This window comes from Micromonospora maris AB-18-032 (assembly GCF_000204155.1).
In the GTDB taxonomy this organism is placed as follows: domain Bacteria; phylum Actinomycetota; class Actinomycetes; order Mycobacteriales; family Micromonosporaceae; genus Micromonospora; species Micromonospora gifhornensis.
Genome location: NC_015434.1, coordinates 6,377,549 through 6,393,383 on the forward strand (window position 1 = coordinate 6,377,549; position 15,835 = coordinate 6,393,383).

A 15,835-nucleotide genomic window follows, 5' to 3' on the forward strand; every position below is an offset into this window, starting at 1 on the left:
CACCCCCGGACCAGTACGAGACCAGGAGTCCACGTGGGTGACCTCGGTCAGATCCTTCTCGGTGGTGTCACCACCGGCAGCCTCTACGCACTCTTCCTGCTGGGCGTGCTGATCGTCTTCCAGGTCAGCAAGAGCATGAACTTCGCGTACGGGCAGGTCGGCATGATCGCCGCCTTCAGCGCATGGTTCTTCTACTCCGAGCAGGGCCTGCCCGTGCCGGTGGCGCTGGTGATCGGTGTGCTGATCGCCGTGATCGTGAACAGCGCGATCGACTTCGCCGCCATTCGCCGGATCCCGGCGGGTCGGCCGGGCCTGGACCTGGTCGTCACCCTCGGCATCTTCCTGCTCATCACGGCCGTCATGCAGCAGCTGATCGACGCCAACGCGCACACCTTCGTCTCGCTCGGCGCGGACACCCGCACCGAGGTCGCCGGGGTGGTGGTCAGCATGAGTGACGGCATCGTCATCGGCCTGACCGTAGTGACCGTTCTGGCGGCGTACCTGCTACTCAACCGGACCAGCCTGGGCACGTCGCTGCGGGCCAGCGCCGAGGACGCCGGCATCGCACAGGCGGCCGGCGTGAACGTCCGCGCGCTGCGGACCGCCACCTGGGCGGTGGCCGGTCTGATCGCGGCGGTCGTCGCCATCCTGGTCGCCAGCCGGCTGTCGGTCGATGCGTTCTACATGACGCCGTTCCTGATCAAGGCGTTCATCGCCGGGATGATCGGCGGCCTCGACCGGTTCTGGCTGCCGCTGGTGGTCGCCGTGGCGCTCGGGGTCTACGAGTCACTGGCGGTGTACCTGCTCGGCGCGAGCGCCGGCACGCCGGCGGTCTTCCTCCTGATCATCGTCGTCCTGGCGCTGGTGCCGAAGCGGTTCGTCAACGAGCGGAACGAGGTGCGAGCATGACCGGCACCACCATGACGCGGCCACGCCGCGACGGGAAGAACCCGACGGTGGGCAAAGGTCGGGGCGTACCCCGCCTGCTGACCCGGGTGGCCGTCTTCGCCGTGATCGCCGCGGTTCCGCCGCTGCTCTTCGACGACTACTGGGTGTTCATGGCGGCGCAGGTCCTCGCGTTCGCGGTGGCCACCCTGGGCCTGGACATCCTGTACGGGCGGACCGGGCAAATGTCGTTGGCGCACGCCTCCTTCATGGGCGTGGGGGCCTACACCACCTACGTCATGGCGACCCACGGCTACGGGCCCGCCATGCAGCTCGCCGCGGTGATCGGCGTGGCGCTGGTCGCCGCGCTCGTCGTCTCCGTACCCACGCTGCGGTTGTCCGGCATGCGGCTGGCACTGGTGACGCTCGCCTTCGGTGAGCTGCTGGCCTGGGCCATCCGGAACACCACCGACCTCACCGGCGGCACCCAGGGGGCCTCGGTCGACCCGTTCCAGTTCGGGCGGCTGGACTCCAGCGAACCGCTGCACGCCTACCTGATCGCGCTGGTTCCCGCGGCCATCGCCACCGCGTTCGCCGTGCACCTCGGCCGGACCCAGCTCGGCCGCCGGATGCTGGCCGTACGCGACAGCGAACTCGCCGCGGAGTCGGTAGGCGTGGCGGTGGCCCGCACGAAGATCACCGCGTTCCTGATCAGCGCCGTGTACGCGGGCGTCGCCGGCTGGCTCTACGCCGGCATCACCGGATTCATCGCACCGCCCGACTTCGACCTGTTCGCCTCGGTGTACCTCTTCGTCGCCGTGGTGATCGGCGGCGCGGGCACCGTGCTGGGGGCCTGGCTGGGCGCCTCGTACGTGGTGCTGATGCCCGAGGTGTTCACCCTGGCCGGCCAGCCGAACCTCTACCCGATCGTGGGTGGCGCCCTGCTGGCGATCGTGGCGTTGGTGGTGCCCGACGGCATCGTCGGGCTCGGACGCAACGTGTGGCGTCGGATCAGAGGCGTACGTGGGGACGAGGAGGAATCCAAATGAACACGACCACCGACGCGCCGCACGTACGGACCGAAGGGCTGACCGTCCGGTACGGCGCCTTCCAGGCACTGCGTGACGTCACCGTCAGCCTGCCGGCGGGCGGGATCAGCGGCCTGATCGGCCCCAACGGCGCCGGCAAGACGACACTGCTCAACGCGATAAGTGGCTTCACCCCGATCGCCGAGGGCTCCGTGCACATCGGCCACCGCAACATCACCGCGCTCGGCACCCGCCGCCGCGCCCTCGCCGGCGTGGTGCGCGGCTTCCAGACGGTTCGGCTGATGGAACGCGAGTCGGTGCTGACAAACGTGCTGGTCGGGACCGAACGGCTGCCGCAGCCGAACGCGCTCGCCCAGTTCCTCGCGTTGCCGTCCCAGTGGCGTGCCCGCAACCGGGACCTGGCGGCGGCGACCGAGGTGCTCGACCTGCTGGGCCTGGCCCGGCAGGCGCACCGCCGGGTGGACGAACTGCCGTTCGCCAGCCGCCGCCTGGTGGAGGTGGCCCGGGTCCTGGTCTCCGCACCGTCGGTGATCCTGCTGGACGAGCCGGCCGCCGGTCTCGACCAGGAGGGGCGGCAGGAGTTGGCAGCCGTACTCACCCGGGTCCATGAGAACCATCCGTCGACCATGGTCGTCGTCGAGCACGACGTGGACCTGGTCAAGAGCCTCTGCTCGTACGTCATCGCCCTCGACTCCGGTGCCTTCCTGCGCGACGGCACCCCGGCCGAGGTGTTCGGTGACCGGCAGGTGCAGCTCGCGTACTTCGGGAGGGCCGCAAGTGCTGACGCTTGAGTCGGTCAAGGGCTGGTACGGCTCGACCCAGGCCCTGTTCGGGGTGAACCTGCGCGTACCGCCGGGCAAGACCGTCGCCCTGGTCGGCACCAACGGTGCCGGCAAGACCACCACGCTGCGGGCCATCCTCGGCGCGGTCCGCACCGAGGGATCGGTACGCGTCGACGACGTGGACATCTCGGCGAAGCCGACGCACCGGCGGGTCAACGACCACCACATCTCGGTCGTCCACGAGGGTCGTGGCCTGCTGTCCCAGCTGTCCGTCCTGGAGAACCTGACGGTCGGGGCGAACCGCGCGCAGCGGGCCCGCATCGACGAGGTGCTGGACCTGTTCCCGGCGCTGCAGGGGCGTACCCACCAGAAGGTGTCGCTGCTCTCCGGCGGACAGCAGCAGATGGTGGCGCTGGGTCGGGCGCTGCTGCGCGACCCGAAGTACCTGCTGCTGGACGAGCCGGGACTGGGCCTGGCACCGGTCGTCATCGATGAGATCTACCGCTACATCGCCGAGTTGTGCTCGCGCGGCATGGGGGTGCTGCTCGTCGAGCAGAGCGTCGCGCGGGCCGCGAGCGTCGCCGACGAACTCGTCCTGCTCCGCGTCGGCACCGTCGACCGGGTCATCGACACCGCCGACTCCGCCCAGGTCGACCAACTCGTCGCCGACGCGTTCGGCGTCCATCACTGACAATCGAAAGGACTCACGTGAGCACCATCGCACTGACGAACGCCACTGTCTTCGACGCCACCGGCGCGGAGCCCGTGGAGGGTGCCACCGTCGTGGTGGACGGCGAGCTGATTGTCGACGTGGCGGCCGGCGGTGCGGTGCCGGCCAGCGCCGACCGCGTGATCGACTGCGGCGGCCGGACCGTGATGCCCGGCCTCATGGACGCGCACGTGCACATCGGCGCGATCGACGTCAACATCCTCGAACAGCACCGGAACTACCAGACCAGCCACGCGGCGCTGAAGATGGGGCGGATCCTGAACCGCACCCTGATGCAGGGCTACACCACCGTGCGGGACGCCGGTGGCTGCGATGCGGGTTTCCGGCAGGCCGTCGAGCAGGGTGACATCCTCGGCCCCCGGCTGCTGGTGTCGAACGCGCCGCTGTCCATGACGGGGGGTCACGCCGACTGGCGGCGTCCCACCGAGCGCGGCAACACCGTCGAGTGCTGCTCCCAGGTGGGCATGAACGCGATCGTCGCGGACGGCCCGGAGGAGATCCGCAAGGGCGTAAGGGAGAACATCCGTACCGGGGCCGACCAGATCAAGGTCATGGCCAGTGGCGGCGCGATGTCCCCCGCCGACGAGCTGGACACCATCCAGTACAGCCCGGAGGAACTGCGGATGGCGGTGCAGACCGCCGAGGCGGCCGGCAAGTACGTGCTGGCACACGCCTACTCCTCCGCCGCGATCCGCAACTGCGTCGAGGCCGGCGTCCGCTCGATCGAGCACGGCAACCTGATGGACGAGGCGACCGCCGCGCTGCTCGCCGAGGTCGGCACCTACCTGGTGCCCACCCTCTCCACCTACGAACTGCTGCACCGCCAGGGTGCCGAGCACGGGGTGGCCCCGGAGCCGCTGGAGAAGATCCGGATGGCCCACGAGCAGGGCCTGCGTTCGCTGGAGTACGCCTACCGTGCCGGCGTACGCATCGCCAGCGGCTCCGACCTGCTCGGCCCGATGTTCGTGCACAAGCACCGGGAGCTGTCCCTCAAGGCGGAGATCATGCCGGCCGCCGCGGTGCTGATCGCCACGACCCGCGTCAACGCGGAGCTGTTCGGCCTGGCCGACCGGCTCGGCACGGTCGAGGCGGGCAAGCTCGCCGACCTGATCGTCGTGGACGGACGCCCCTGGGAGGACATCGCGGTCTTCGCCAGCCCCACCGCCGTACCCGTCGTCATCAAGGGCGGCGACCTGGTCAAGTACGAGCTCTCCTGATCCGACACCCCTGACGAGGAGGAAAACCATGGCCCCCGTGACCCTCGCCGCCGCGAACGTGCGTATCGAGCACGACAAGGCACGCAACCTGGCGAAGTTCCTGGAGATGATCGACGAGGCCGCCGCCAAGGGCGTCGACGTGCTGGTGCTGCCGGAGGTCGGCCTCCAGGGCTACGCCGATTTCGCCTTCGGTCTCGGTGACAAGGGCACCGCCGCGCAGAAGCAGTACTACTTCCGCGAGGCCGAGCCGGTACCCGGCCCGGCCACCGAGGCCATCCGGGCCAAGGCCGCGGAGCACGGCATGTACGTCCAGCTCGGGCTCGCCGAGCGGGCCGCGCACGGCAACGTGATCCTCAACGCGACCGCGTTGATCGGCCCCGACGGTGTGGTGGGCGTGTACCGCAAGACCCACAACACCTTCGAGTTCCCGTACTTCAACGCCGGTCAGTCCGCGCCGGTGTTCGACCTGCCGTTCGCCCGCGTCGCCAGCCTGATCTGCTACGACCTGGCCTTCCCCGAGCTGATGCGGGTCTTCGCGCTGAAGGGCGCGACGCTGGTGCTGAACTCCACGGCGTGGCCGATGAAGGGTCACGACCCGAACGATGACTACCACGGCTTCGCCATGGACCTCTCCGCCCAGGCCAACGCCTTCTTCAACCAGTCGTGGCTGGTCGTCGCCAACCACTGTGAGAAGGGCGTCTACAGCGCGGGCCTCGACTACTGGGGGCACAGCCAGATCGTCGACCCGTACGGCAAGGTCGTCGCGATGCTGACCGACGAGGAGGGCCTGGTCACGCACACCGCCGACCTGGACGCCACCACGCTGGCCAGCCGCACCGAGGGCTTCTTCGGGCTGAACCTGCTCCAGGACCGGCGACCCGACCTGTACGGCCCGATCGTCGACACCGCCCCGTACGCGCCGACCGACCGTCCCGCGCCCACCCCGCGTGGTCCGCTCGACCAGAAGGCCGGCTGACATGCTGCGTCAGGTCATCCTGAAGACCGCGGCCAGCCGCCGCGCCCGGCGGGCGATCGAGGCCACCCCGCTCACCCGTGCCGTGGTGGACCGGTTCGTCGCCGGTGAGAACGTGCCCTCCGCCGTACGCGCGTCGGAGGGCCTGAACGACGCCGGTTGTCTCGCCACCCTCGACTATCTCGGCGAGGACACCACCGACCGGGCCCACGCCGAGCACGTCACCGGGCAGTACGTGGCACTGCTCGACGGGCTCGCCGACGCCGGGCTGACCGGCATGGCGGAGGTCTCGATCAAGTTGTCCGCGCTCGGTCAGGCCCTGCCCCGCGAGGGCGAGGCCGTGGCGTTGGACAACGCGTCCCGCATCTGCGCGGCGGCCGCGCGGGCGGGCACCACGGTCACCGTGGACATGGAGGATCACACCACCACCGACTCGACGCTGGGCATCGTCGCCCAGTTGCGTCGGGACTTCCCGGAGACCGGCGCGGTCATCCAGGCGTACCTGCGGCGCAGCGAGGGCGACTGCCGTGATCTGGCGACCGCCGGTTCGCGGGTCCGGCTGTGCAAGGGCGCCTACCGGGAGCCGGCGAGCGTGGCCTACCAGGCTCGCGCCGAGGTGACCCAGGCGTACCTGCGGTGCGCCGAGATCCTGCTGGCCGGTCCCGGCTACCCGATGCTGGCCACGCATGACCCGGAGCTCATCGTGGCCGGCACCCGGCTGGCCGCCGGCCGCCCCGGCGGCGTCACCGGCTACGAGTTCCAGATGCTGTACGGCATCCGCCCCACCGAGCAGCGACGGCTCGCCGAAGCAGGCCACCAGGTCCGGGTGTACGTGCCGTTCGGCGAGGAGTGGTACGGCTACCTGATGCGGCGTCTCGCCGAGCGCCCGGCCAACCTCATGTTCTTCTTCCGGGCTCTCACCAGCCGCAACTGACCAGGAGCAACGCAGTCTGATGGACGCCGTCACCACCACCCCCGCACCGGTCAACGAGCCGAACCTCTCGTACGCACCGGGCAGCCCGGAACGCGCCGGACTGACCGCGAAGCTTGGCGAACTCGCCGGCCAGCGGTTCGAACTGGACTTGACCATCGACGGTCGACGCCGCATCGGCGGCGGCGACCGGATCGACATCGTCCAACCGCACCGCCACCGCCACGTCCTCGGCACCCTCGGCAACGCCACCCACGACGACGCCCGGGCGGCGGTCGACGCGGCGAAGCGGGCCGCCGGTGACTGGCGAGCGCTCTCCTTCGACGAGCGGGCGGCGGTCTTCCTCAAGGCCGCCGACCTGCTCGCCGGGCCGTGGCGGCAGACGCTTAACGCGGCCACCATGCTGGGCCAGTCGAAGACGGCGTTCCAGGCGGAGATCGACTCGGCCTGCGAGCTGATCGACTTCTGGCGCTTCAACGTGCACTTCGCCCGGCAGATTCGCGCCGAGCAGCCGCAGTCCTCGCCCGGCGTGTGGAACCGCGTCGACCACCGGCCGTTGGAGGGCTTCGTCTACGCGATCACGCCGTTCAACTTCACCGCCATCGCCGGAAACCTGCCCACCGCGCCCGCCCTGATGGGCAACACGGTGGTGTGGAAGCCGTCGCCGACGCAGCAGTTGGCCGCGTGGTGGACGATGCGCCTGCTGGAGGCGGCCGGCCTGCCGCCCGGGGTGATCAACATGGTGACCGGTGACGGTCTCGCCGTCTCCGATGTCGCGCTCGCCGACCCGGACCTGGCCGGCATCCACTTCACCGGCTCCACCTCGACCTTCCAGCACCTGTGGCGCACCGTCGGCGAGCGGATCGGCAGCTACCGCAGCTATCCGCGGATCGTCGGCGAGACCGGCGGCAAGGACTTCATCGTCGCCCACCCGTCGGCGGACGTCGACGTGCTACGCACCGCCATGATCCGGGGGGCGTTCGAGTTCCAGGGGCAGAAGTGCTCGGCCGCCTCCCGGGCGTACGTGCCCCGGTCACTCTGGCCCGAGCTGCGCGAGGACCTGATCGCCGAGGTGGAGTCGCTGACCATGGGCGACGTCACCGACCTGTCCCACTTCATGGGGGCGGTCATCGACGGGCGGGCCTTCGCCCGGCACGCCGTCGCGATCGAGCGGGCCCGCGCCACCGCCAGCTGCGAGATCCTCGCCGGTGGCGGGTACGACGACAGCGAAGGCTGGTTCGTCCGGCCCACGATCATCGAGTGCACCGACCCGACCGACGAAGTCTTCACGACCGAGTACTTCGGGCCGATCCTCGCGGTGCACGTCTACGAGGACGAGGCGTACGAGGCGACGCTTGCCCAGTTGGAGTCCGTCTCCGCGTACGCGCTGACCGGCTCGATCATCGCGCAGGACCGCGCCGCCATCGCGCACGCCGCCCAGGTGCTGCGCTTCGCGGCCGGGAATTTCTACATCAACGACAAACCGACCGGGGCGGTGGTCGGCCAGCAGCCGTTCGGCGGCGGGCGGGCCAGCGGCACCAACGACAAGGCCGGTTCCGCCCAGAACCTGCTGCGCTGGACCAGCGCCCGCACCATCAAGGAAACCTTCGTGCCGGCGACGGACCACCGCTACCCGCACATGGCCTGAACGCCGTCGCCCCCGCCATCCCTGCTTCGCAGGCGGTGACGGGGGCGATCGGGCCGCAGATCAGTGGTACATCAGGGCGCCGGACTGGGCGGTGGCCAGGCGACGGCCGTACCACTTGGGCCAGACGAAGTCGGTGCGCATACTCGCACCACTCCATGAGGCGGTCTGCGGAACCAACCCACCGGAACCACCGTGGAACAGGGCGACCGACCCGGATGCGGGCCGCTCCGGGTCCGCGCCGACCAGTTCCCCGGGCGAGGTCACGACAGCGTCCAGCGGGCCCCTGCCGTCGAGGTTGAGGATGGCCACCGCACCGCCGAACAGGTCGTTGCTCTCGGCCCCACCCGGTACGACCGGGTGGTCCTGGTCGAAGCCCTGCGCACCGGTGCCGGTCAACCCGGAGGCGGACCCCTTGAGCAGAGCAACCGTGCCCGCCCGCTTCTTCGTACCGATCGCCTCACCGGGCGCGCCCACCAACACGTCGGCCCGACCGTCGCCGGTCACGTCACCGACCGCCAGGGTCGCACCGAACAGGTCACCGACCTCCGCCGAACCGGGTACCCCGGGCGTACGCTGGCTGAACATCTTCACCGCGCTGCTGGACAGGCCGGCGCCACCGCTACGACCGGTGAAGACCGCGACCATGCCCTCGTTGCCCTTCGGGGACTGCGTGTACGGCGCGCCCGCGATCACCTCGCCCAACTTGTCGCCGTTGACGTCACCGATGGCCAGCGCCATGCCGAGGCTCCGCACATAGCTGTCGGTACGACCGGTCGCCTTGCGCAGCGCCGCCCCGGTGACCGAGGTCGCGCCACTGAGCTTCACGCCGTTCGCCGAGCCCCACATCAGCGTGAGCATGCCGCTGCCGGTCGAGGAACTGTTCTCGTTCTCGCCGGGCGCGCCGATGACCAGGTCGGCGTACTTGTTGTCGTTGACCTTGCCGATGGCCAGGGTCCAGCCGAAGTGGTCGTTGCGCTCGGCGGAACCCGGCACGGCGGCCTGGTTCTGGTGCAACTGCTGCGCGCCGGTGCCGGTCAGTCCGCTGGCCCCGCCGTACAGGACGGTGACCGCGCCGGCGTACGTGATGCTGCCGATCGCCTCGCCGTACGCCCCGATCGCCAGGTCGTCGCGGCCGTCACCGTTGATGTCACCGGCCGCCAGCGCCGAGCCGAACCAGTCTCCCTCCTCCGAGGCGCCCGGCACTCCCGGGCTGCTCTGGTTGAAGTGCTTCGCCGCGTCGATTCGCAGTCCGGTACTGCTGCCGGGAATCACCCAGACCCCTCCGGCGTTCGCCTTCGCGCTCAGGTCGTATTCACCGAGGTCGGCGGCGGCCAGGTCGTCGTAGCCGTCACCGTTGAAGTCCCCGGCGGCGAGTACCTCCCCGAAACAAACGCAACCGCCGGCCGGCGTGACCCCGGTCGCGAAGTGATCGACGTACGGTGCCGAGGAGTACCGGACCACCACCAGACCCATCGGTGACTGCGGGAAGCGGTGCTCGAAGGGGTCGGCGGAGGCGGCGATGTCGTCGATCCCGTCACCGTCGAAGTCGGACCGGGTCGGCCCGGTCCCCTTGACCGGCGTGGTCGCCTTCGCGACCCGGTAGTGCTGAAGAACGATCCCGTCCCGGGTGACCGTCCGGTAGTCGTTCGCTGCCGCCGGGGCGGGCACACTCACCGCCAGACCAGCTCCGATGGCCAAGGTGGACAGTCCTGCGACACTTCGCCGCATCAAGAACCCCCGCTTTCGAAAGATCAGAAATATCGTGGGCCGCCACTGACCGGGCCGGCGATCCGCGCGCCATACCGCAGCGGCCAGATCCGGTCGGTACGCAGCGACGCACCACTCCAGGAGCCCGCCTGCGGCACGAGACCGCCCGAGGCACCGTGGAACCGCGACAACGTGCCGGAAGGGTACCCGGCCTGGTCACCTGCCACTTCCTCACCCGTCGATGCCACGATCGCATCCAGTGGGCCCTTGCCGTCGAGGTTGAGGATGGCGACCGAAGCGCCGAAATGGTCGCCACGCTCCGCACCGCCCGGCACCACCGCATGGTCCTGGTCGAACCCCTGGGCCCCGGTACCGGTCAGCCCGGAGGCAGAGCCCCTGAGCAGGGCGATCGTGCCCGCCTTGGTCTTGGTGCCGATCGACTCACCGGGCGCACCCACAAGCACGTCGGCCCGGCCGTCGCCGGTCACGTCACCCACCGCGAGCGCCGCACCGAACCGGTCCTCCTGCTCCGGGCTGCCCGGAACACCGGCCGTGCGCTGGGTGATGATCTTCACAGCCGTGCCGGACAGGCCCGCGCCACCGGTACGACCGGTGAAGGCCGCGATCAGACCACCGTTGAGGTGCGGGGTCTGGGCACCGGGTGCCCCGGCGATCACCTCGCCCAACCCGTCACCGTTCACGTCACCGATCGCCAACGCCTCACCGAGATACCAGGCGATGGTGTCCTGGCGGCCGGTCGCCTTGTAGACCCCCGCGCCGGTGACCGAGGTAGCACCGCTGAGCTTCACCCCGGTCTTCGCGCCCCACATCAGGGTCACCATGCCGCTGCCGTTCCAGGTCTGACCGTCGTTCTCGTGCGGCGCGCCGATGACCAGGTCGGCGTACCTGTTTTCGTTCACCTTGCCGATGGCCAGCGTGAAGCCGAAGTGGTCACCGCGCTCGGCGGCACCCGGCACGGCGGCGAGATTCTGGTGCAGTTGCTGCGCACCGGCCGTCCGCAGGCCGCCCACCCCGCCGTACAGGACGGTGACCGCACCGGCCTCCCTGACCTTGCCGATCGACTCGCCGTACGCCCCGATCGCCAGGTCGTCGCGGCCGTCACCGTTGATGTCACCGGCCGCCAGCGCCGCACCGAACCAGTCGTAGTCCTCCGCCGCACCGGGCACCCCGGGGCTGCTCTGGTTGAAATGCTGCGCCGAGTTGACCACCAGGCCGGTCCGGCTGCCGGGAATCACCCACACCCCACCGGCATGGGTCTTGTTCCCCGGGTCCACTTCGTCGGAGTCACCGATGGCCAGGTCGTCGTAGCCGTCGCCGTTGAAATCGCCGGCGGCCAACGCCATGCCGAAGCAGCCACAGCCGCCGTCCGACGAGAGCACGCCCGCAAAGTAGTCGACGTGCGGTGCGGACGAGTAGCGCACCACCACGACCCCGGTCGCCTGATGTGGCAGTCCGCTCTGCGACAAGTCGCTGGCCGCCGCGACATCATCGACCCCGTCACCGTCGAAGTCGGACCGGGTCGGCCCGGTCCCCTTGACCGGGGTGACCGCCTTCGGCACCCGTTGGTACTGGAGGATCACGTCCTCCCGGGTGATGGTCCGGACCTCCTCTGCCGCCGCCTGTGCAGGAGGACTCACCATCAGGCTCGCCGCAACCACCGACACCGACACTCCGGCAAGCCTGCGCCGCATCTGCGCCCCCGTCTTCCTGCTCAGTACCACGGTCCACTGCTCTGCGGCCCGGCGATGCGCTGGCCGTAGTTCAGCAACTCAAGACGGTTGGTGTTCAGGGCACGCCCGCTCCACGAGCCGGACTGCGCGACGATCCCGCTGGAGGAACCGTGGAACCGGGACAACGTCGCGGAGGGGTAACCGGGAATGTCTCCGGCGACCTCCTCTCCGGTCGATGCCACGAGCGCGTCCAGCGGGCCCTTGCCGTTGAGGTTCAACAGCGCGAGCGAGCCGCCGAACCGGTCGCCGCGCTCGGCCCCACCCGGAACGACGGAGTGGTTCTGGTCGAACCCCTGCGCGCCGGTGCCGGTCAGCCCGGACGAGGAACCCTTGAGTAGGACGATCATGCCCGCCTCGTCCTTCGTACCGATCGCCTCGGTGTACGCGCCGACCAGCACGTCCGCCCGACCATCGCCGGTCACGTCACCGGCCGCCAGGGTCGCGCCGAACCGGTCCGCACTCTCCGGCGAACCCGGCACCCCGGCCGTACGCTGCGTAATGATCTTCACGGCCTTGCCGGACAGCCCTGCGCCGCCGGTACGGCCGGTGAAGACCGCGATCAGACCACCGTCGACGTGCGGGGTCTGCGCGTTCGGCGCCCCGGCGATCACCTCGCCCAGCCCGTCACCGTTCACGTCACCGATCGCCAGGGACATGCCCAGGTACCAGGCGATGGTGTCCTTGCGTCCGGTCGCCTTGTACACCCCCGCGCCGGTGACCGAGGTGGCCCCACTGAGCTTCACCCCGCTCGCCGAACCCCACATCAGGGTCACCATGCCGCTGCCGTTGGCACCGCTGCCGTCGTTCTCGTGCGGCGCGCCGATGACCAGGTCGGCGTACTTGTTGTTGTTGACCTTGCCGATGGCCAGCGACATGCCGAAATGATCACGGCGCTCGGCCGAACCCGGCACCGCCGCCTGGTTCTGGTGCAGCTGCTGAGCCCCGGTGCCGGTCAGGCCGCCACTACCGCCGTACAGGATGGTGACCGCACCGGCCTCCTTGACGCTGCCGATCGCCTCCTTGAAGGCCCCGATCGCCAGGTCGTCCCGACCGTCGCCGTTGATGTCACCGGCCGCCAGCGAGGCACCGAACGCGTCGCGGTTCTCCGACTCGCCGGGCACACCGGGGGAACTCTGGTTGAAGTGCTTGGTCGAATCGACAACCAGGCCGGTACGGCTGCCCGGAATGATCCAGACCCCACCGCCATGCGCATTGTTCTTCTTGGTGTCGGCCTCGTCGGCGTCACCGATCGCCAGGTCGTCGTAGCCGTCACCGTTGAAGTCACCGGCCACCAGCGCGATGCCGAAGCTGGAGATGTTGTCCACCCCGGTGCCGATGAAGTAGTCGACGTGCGGCGCGGACGAGTAGCGCACCACCACCACGCCCGTCGGATAGTGCGGCAGGCTGTGGTTGAGCCAGCCGGCCGAAGCCGCGATGTCGTCGACCCCGTCGCCGTCGAAGTCGGAACGGGTCGCCCCGGTCCCCTTCACCGGCGTGACCGCCTTCGCCACCCGGTGGTACTGCATGATCAGGCCGTCCCGGGTGATGGTCCGGAACTCGTCGGCGGCCTGGGCGGGAGCGCTCACCGCCAGCCCGGCCAACACCGTCAGAACCGTCAGCCCGGCAAGCCTGCGCCGCATCGAAACCCCCGCATCCCCGTTGTCGCTCTCACAGCATAGGGAAACGTAGATCAAAAACCATGCCTTTCCGGCCAGACATCGCGGTCTGCCCGTCCGGAACCGGCCGTCGCGGACGGGCGGACCGCGAGAACGCCCGGCGCGATCCTGACGGACCGACCGGGCGTACCGGCTCCGGGACAGCGGCCACCGACTGACAGCGGTCAGTACTTCCGCGACGGCTCGGCCGGCCCGGCACCCGGCACTCTCGCGGGCAGTGCCGGTTGCAGGGCCTCCAGCGCCCGGCTGACGCCCAGGCCGGCGAGGACCGCCAGCGCGAAGACGACCGTCGACAGCCACCGGGGGCCGTCCGCGACGAGAATGGTCATCTGCACCAGGCTCAGCAGGGCGACCCCCAGCACGGTGCCCGCGAAGCCGCCCCGCCCGCCGGCCACGCTCACGCCGCCGAGCAGGACGGCGCCGGCCACGAACGCCAGCTGGCCGTTGTCGGCCGACAGGGTTGTGGCGCCGATCCGGCCGGCCAGCAGGACTCCGGCCGCGCCCGCGATCAGGCTGGAACCGCCCAGGCCGATGACCGCGCCCAGCAGCCGTGCGCCGAACGGCGACGGCGGCTCCCCGGCGACGACCCGGTTGCCGCTCAGCGCCCGCCGCACCGCCGGGATCGACCACACCACCGCGCCGCCGATCGACAGCAGGAGAAACAGCACCAGCCACCCGGCCCCGGCACCGTCGGACCGGATCCAACCTTCGCTCGCGAGCCGCCGCGGACCGCCGCTGCCGGTGGTGGCGAGCAGAATGCCCTGCGCCAGGGCCAGCCCGCCCAGCGACACCGCCCACCCGGGCGCCTGCAGCAGCCCGGCGACCAGGCCCATCCCGAGACCGAAGAACGCCGCGGCGGCGATCGCGGCGACCGCCGCGACGAGGACCGGGGCGCCGGCGTCGAGCACCTCCGCGTACGTCAGGCCGGCGAGGGCAGCGACGGCGACGACCGCCAGGTTGGGCGTGGCGGTGCGCAGCGACAGCGCGAAAGCGGTCGCCAGCAGGCCGGCGGAGGCGATGTTGAACACCAGCGGCGACAGCCGCGACCCGTCCTGGGAGTACCACACCACCGCGGCGACGACGGTCAGCGCCAGCAGCACCGCCTCCCAGATCAGGTGCGGCCGAAGGGAGCCACCGGAACGGGACGTGACCGGTCCGGCGGGTGCCAACGGTTGTGCAGGCGTGAAAACCACAGCGCTTCCTCCCTTGAGCGGACGCTGACACTAACCGGCAGGCGCCACACATACACGAGCCCGGATACCTAGGGCGGGCCGGAGTCGAATGCTCAACTCCGCCCGGACGCTCGCCGCAGCAGCCAGTCGCCCACATGCAGGAGAACGGCAGCGTCCCAGCAACGACGCACCGCACGATCCGAACCGCGCTTAACGAGGCGGTACGCCGGGGAGACCTGGCCAAGAATCCGGCCAGCCTCGCCAAGGCACCGCGCCTGCCGGAAAGCGAGATCGAGCCGGAAGCACACCCCCGATCCAAAAGCAAGTGTCGATAAGACGACGCCACCTCACCTTGCCCTCATGAGTGCGTAATCATAGCGTGACGCCATGTGGTCGAGATTGTCACAGCTTTGGGGAAAAAGAAGTGGAACTACGAACGAGGAAAACTGGAACCAGGTCATTAGCGATGGATCCCAAAGCTGGCATCCCGACCATGTCCGGAGTCTGATCCTCGACGCTGAGGAGAAACTCCACCTTCAAGGGCTATGGCGCAAGGTTGGGATCGCCTGGATCCTCGTAGGAAATATCGCCCTTATCGCAACAGCAACAGTCGCCACGTTTTCCAATCTCGGACAACTGAACCGTTTCTCCACTCCACTCTACGCCGCATGCGCCGTATCGCTTCTCGCTTCGCCTGCGCTGGCTTACTGGCAGTACAAGCGCATGAGAAAAACCCGCATAATCATCAAAAAGCTGCACGTCATCCGCCGGCGAACCCAGTCCGACCTAGACACGAGCACGAGCAGCGGAGAGAATTCGGCGCTGCGCGCGCAGAAGCGCTACAGGGATGACGTCCCCGACCTCATCTCACAGTTCCGTGAGGATGCCGGGAGGACCCGAGGAATTCATAACCGCTTCCAAAGCGTGATTATTGTCGGCTCGGTAGCCACCTCCGCGATTGCTACAGCGTCAGTCGCCTTTAGCCAAGCAAGGTGGCTAACTGTGGCAGCAAGCGCCGCCGTCGGGCTATCAGCCGGCTTCACCGGGTATTTCAAATATCACGAGCGCAGCTTCAACTCACAGCAGACGGCTGACGCGATTGAGCGTGAATACGAGGCGGTTGAACTTCGCGTGGGCAAGTACGCGGGATTAGATGAGGCAAAGGCATACGCCCTCTTCGCCGACACCGTCGAGAGGCTTCGTGACGAGCAGAACAAGCGACAGCAGCAGCTTGATCAGCCCGCCGAGGTCAAGCGCGAAGAGTGACAGGGCACTCACCGGACGCCGGTCTGCACGCAGCGCGTTGACGACGAC

Annotated in this window: 13 protein-coding genes; 9 read left to right on the forward strand and 4 right to left on the reverse strand. The window is 69.5% G+C overall.

The window, feature by feature from the left end; translation table 11 throughout:
• Window positions 1-33 precede the first annotated feature (33 nt).
• The 8 genes from VAB18032_RS28305 to pruA are packed head-to-tail and all read left to right on the forward strand — an operon-like array spanning window position 34 to window position 8,215.
• Window positions 34-909 carry a branched-chain amino acid ABC transporter permease gene (locus VAB18032_RS28305; protein ID WP_013736370.1) on the forward strand — a complete coding sequence of 292 codons (876 nt, stop codon included), beginning with the start codon at window positions 34-36 and terminating at the stop codon, window positions 907-909.
• Window positions 906-1,934, forward strand: coding sequence for a branched-chain amino acid ABC transporter permease (locus tag VAB18032_RS28310; protein ID WP_013736371.1), 1,029 nt, complete (start codon window positions 906-908; stop codon window positions 1,932-1,934). Before VAB18032_RS28305 ends, VAB18032_RS28310 begins: the two co-directional genes overlap by 4 nt.
• Window positions 1,931-2,725, forward strand: a complete 795-nt coding sequence (locus VAB18032_RS28315; protein WP_013736372.1) for an ABC transporter ATP-binding protein — start codon at window positions 1,931-1,933, stop codon at window positions 2,723-2,725. Before VAB18032_RS28310 ends, VAB18032_RS28315 begins: the two co-directional genes overlap by 4 nt.
• Window positions 2,712-3,407 (forward strand): ABC transporter ATP-binding protein, encoded by a 696-nt coding sequence (locus VAB18032_RS28320; protein WP_013736373.1) that lies wholly within the window; start codon window positions 2,712-2,714, stop codon window positions 3,405-3,407. Before VAB18032_RS28315 ends, VAB18032_RS28320 begins: the two co-directional genes overlap by 14 nt.
• 17 nt (window positions 3,408-3,424) lie before the next feature.
• A complete protein-coding gene (locus tag VAB18032_RS28325; RefSeq protein ID WP_013736374.1) occupies window positions 3,425-4,663 on the forward strand; it encodes a metal-dependent hydrolase family protein in 1,239 nt (412 codons plus the stop codon).
• Window positions 4,664-4,691: 28 nt separating this feature from the next.
• Window positions 4,692-5,639, forward strand: coding sequence for a carbon-nitrogen hydrolase family protein (locus VAB18032_RS28330; RefSeq protein ID WP_013736375.1), 948 nt, complete (start codon window positions 4,692-4,694; stop codon window positions 5,637-5,639).
• 1 nt (window position 5,640) lies between these two features.
• Window positions 5,641-6,570, forward strand: a complete 930-nt coding sequence (locus tag VAB18032_RS28335; protein WP_013736376.1) for a proline dehydrogenase family protein — start codon at window positions 5,641-5,643, stop codon at window positions 6,568-6,570.
• Window positions 6,571-6,589: 19 nt separating this feature from the next.
• Window positions 6,590-8,215, forward strand: coding sequence for an L-glutamate gamma-semialdehyde dehydrogenase (gene pruA, locus VAB18032_RS28340; RefSeq protein ID WP_013736377.1), 1,626 nt, complete (start codon window positions 6,590-6,592; stop codon window positions 8,213-8,215).
• A gap of 60 nt (window positions 8,216-8,275) precedes the next feature.
• On the opposite strand, the gene VAB18032_RS28345 is transcribed toward pruA, so the two are convergent.
• From VAB18032_RS28345 to VAB18032_RS28360, 4 genes are all read right to left on the reverse strand, one after another.
• Complete coding sequence (locus VAB18032_RS28345; RefSeq protein WP_244881186.1) at window positions 8,276-9,889, reverse strand: FG-GAP-like repeat-containing protein; 1,614 nt, start codon at window positions 9,887-9,889, stop codon at window positions 8,276-8,278.
• A 77-nt stretch (window positions 9,890-9,966) separates the two neighbouring features.
• Complete coding sequence (locus tag VAB18032_RS28350) at window positions 9,967-11,634, reverse strand: FG-GAP-like repeat-containing protein (protein ID WP_043722262.1); 1,668 nt, start codon at window positions 11,632-11,634, stop codon at window positions 9,967-9,969.
• Between the two features lie 20 nt (window positions 11,635-11,654).
• Window positions 11,655-13,313 (reverse strand): FG-GAP-like repeat-containing protein, encoded by a 1,659-nt coding sequence (locus tag VAB18032_RS28355; RefSeq protein ID WP_043722265.1) that lies wholly within the window; start codon window positions 13,311-13,313, stop codon window positions 11,655-11,657.
• 200 nt (window positions 13,314-13,513) lie between these two features.
• Window positions 13,514-14,542 carry an ABC transporter permease gene (locus tag VAB18032_RS28360; RefSeq protein ID WP_013736381.1) on the reverse strand — a complete coding sequence of 343 codons (1,029 nt, stop codon included), beginning with the start codon at window positions 14,540-14,542 and terminating at the stop codon, window positions 13,514-13,516.
• Between the two features lie 366 nt (window positions 14,543-14,908).
• Between VAB18032_RS28360 and VAB18032_RS31940 the strand changes: the two genes are divergently transcribed.
• On the forward strand, window positions 14,909-15,787 hold the full coding sequence (locus tag VAB18032_RS31940; RefSeq protein WP_148272345.1) for a DUF4231 domain-containing protein: 879 nt from the start codon (window positions 14,909-14,911) through the stop codon (window positions 15,785-15,787).
• The last annotated feature ends 48 nt before the right edge of the window (window positions 15,788-15,835 follow it).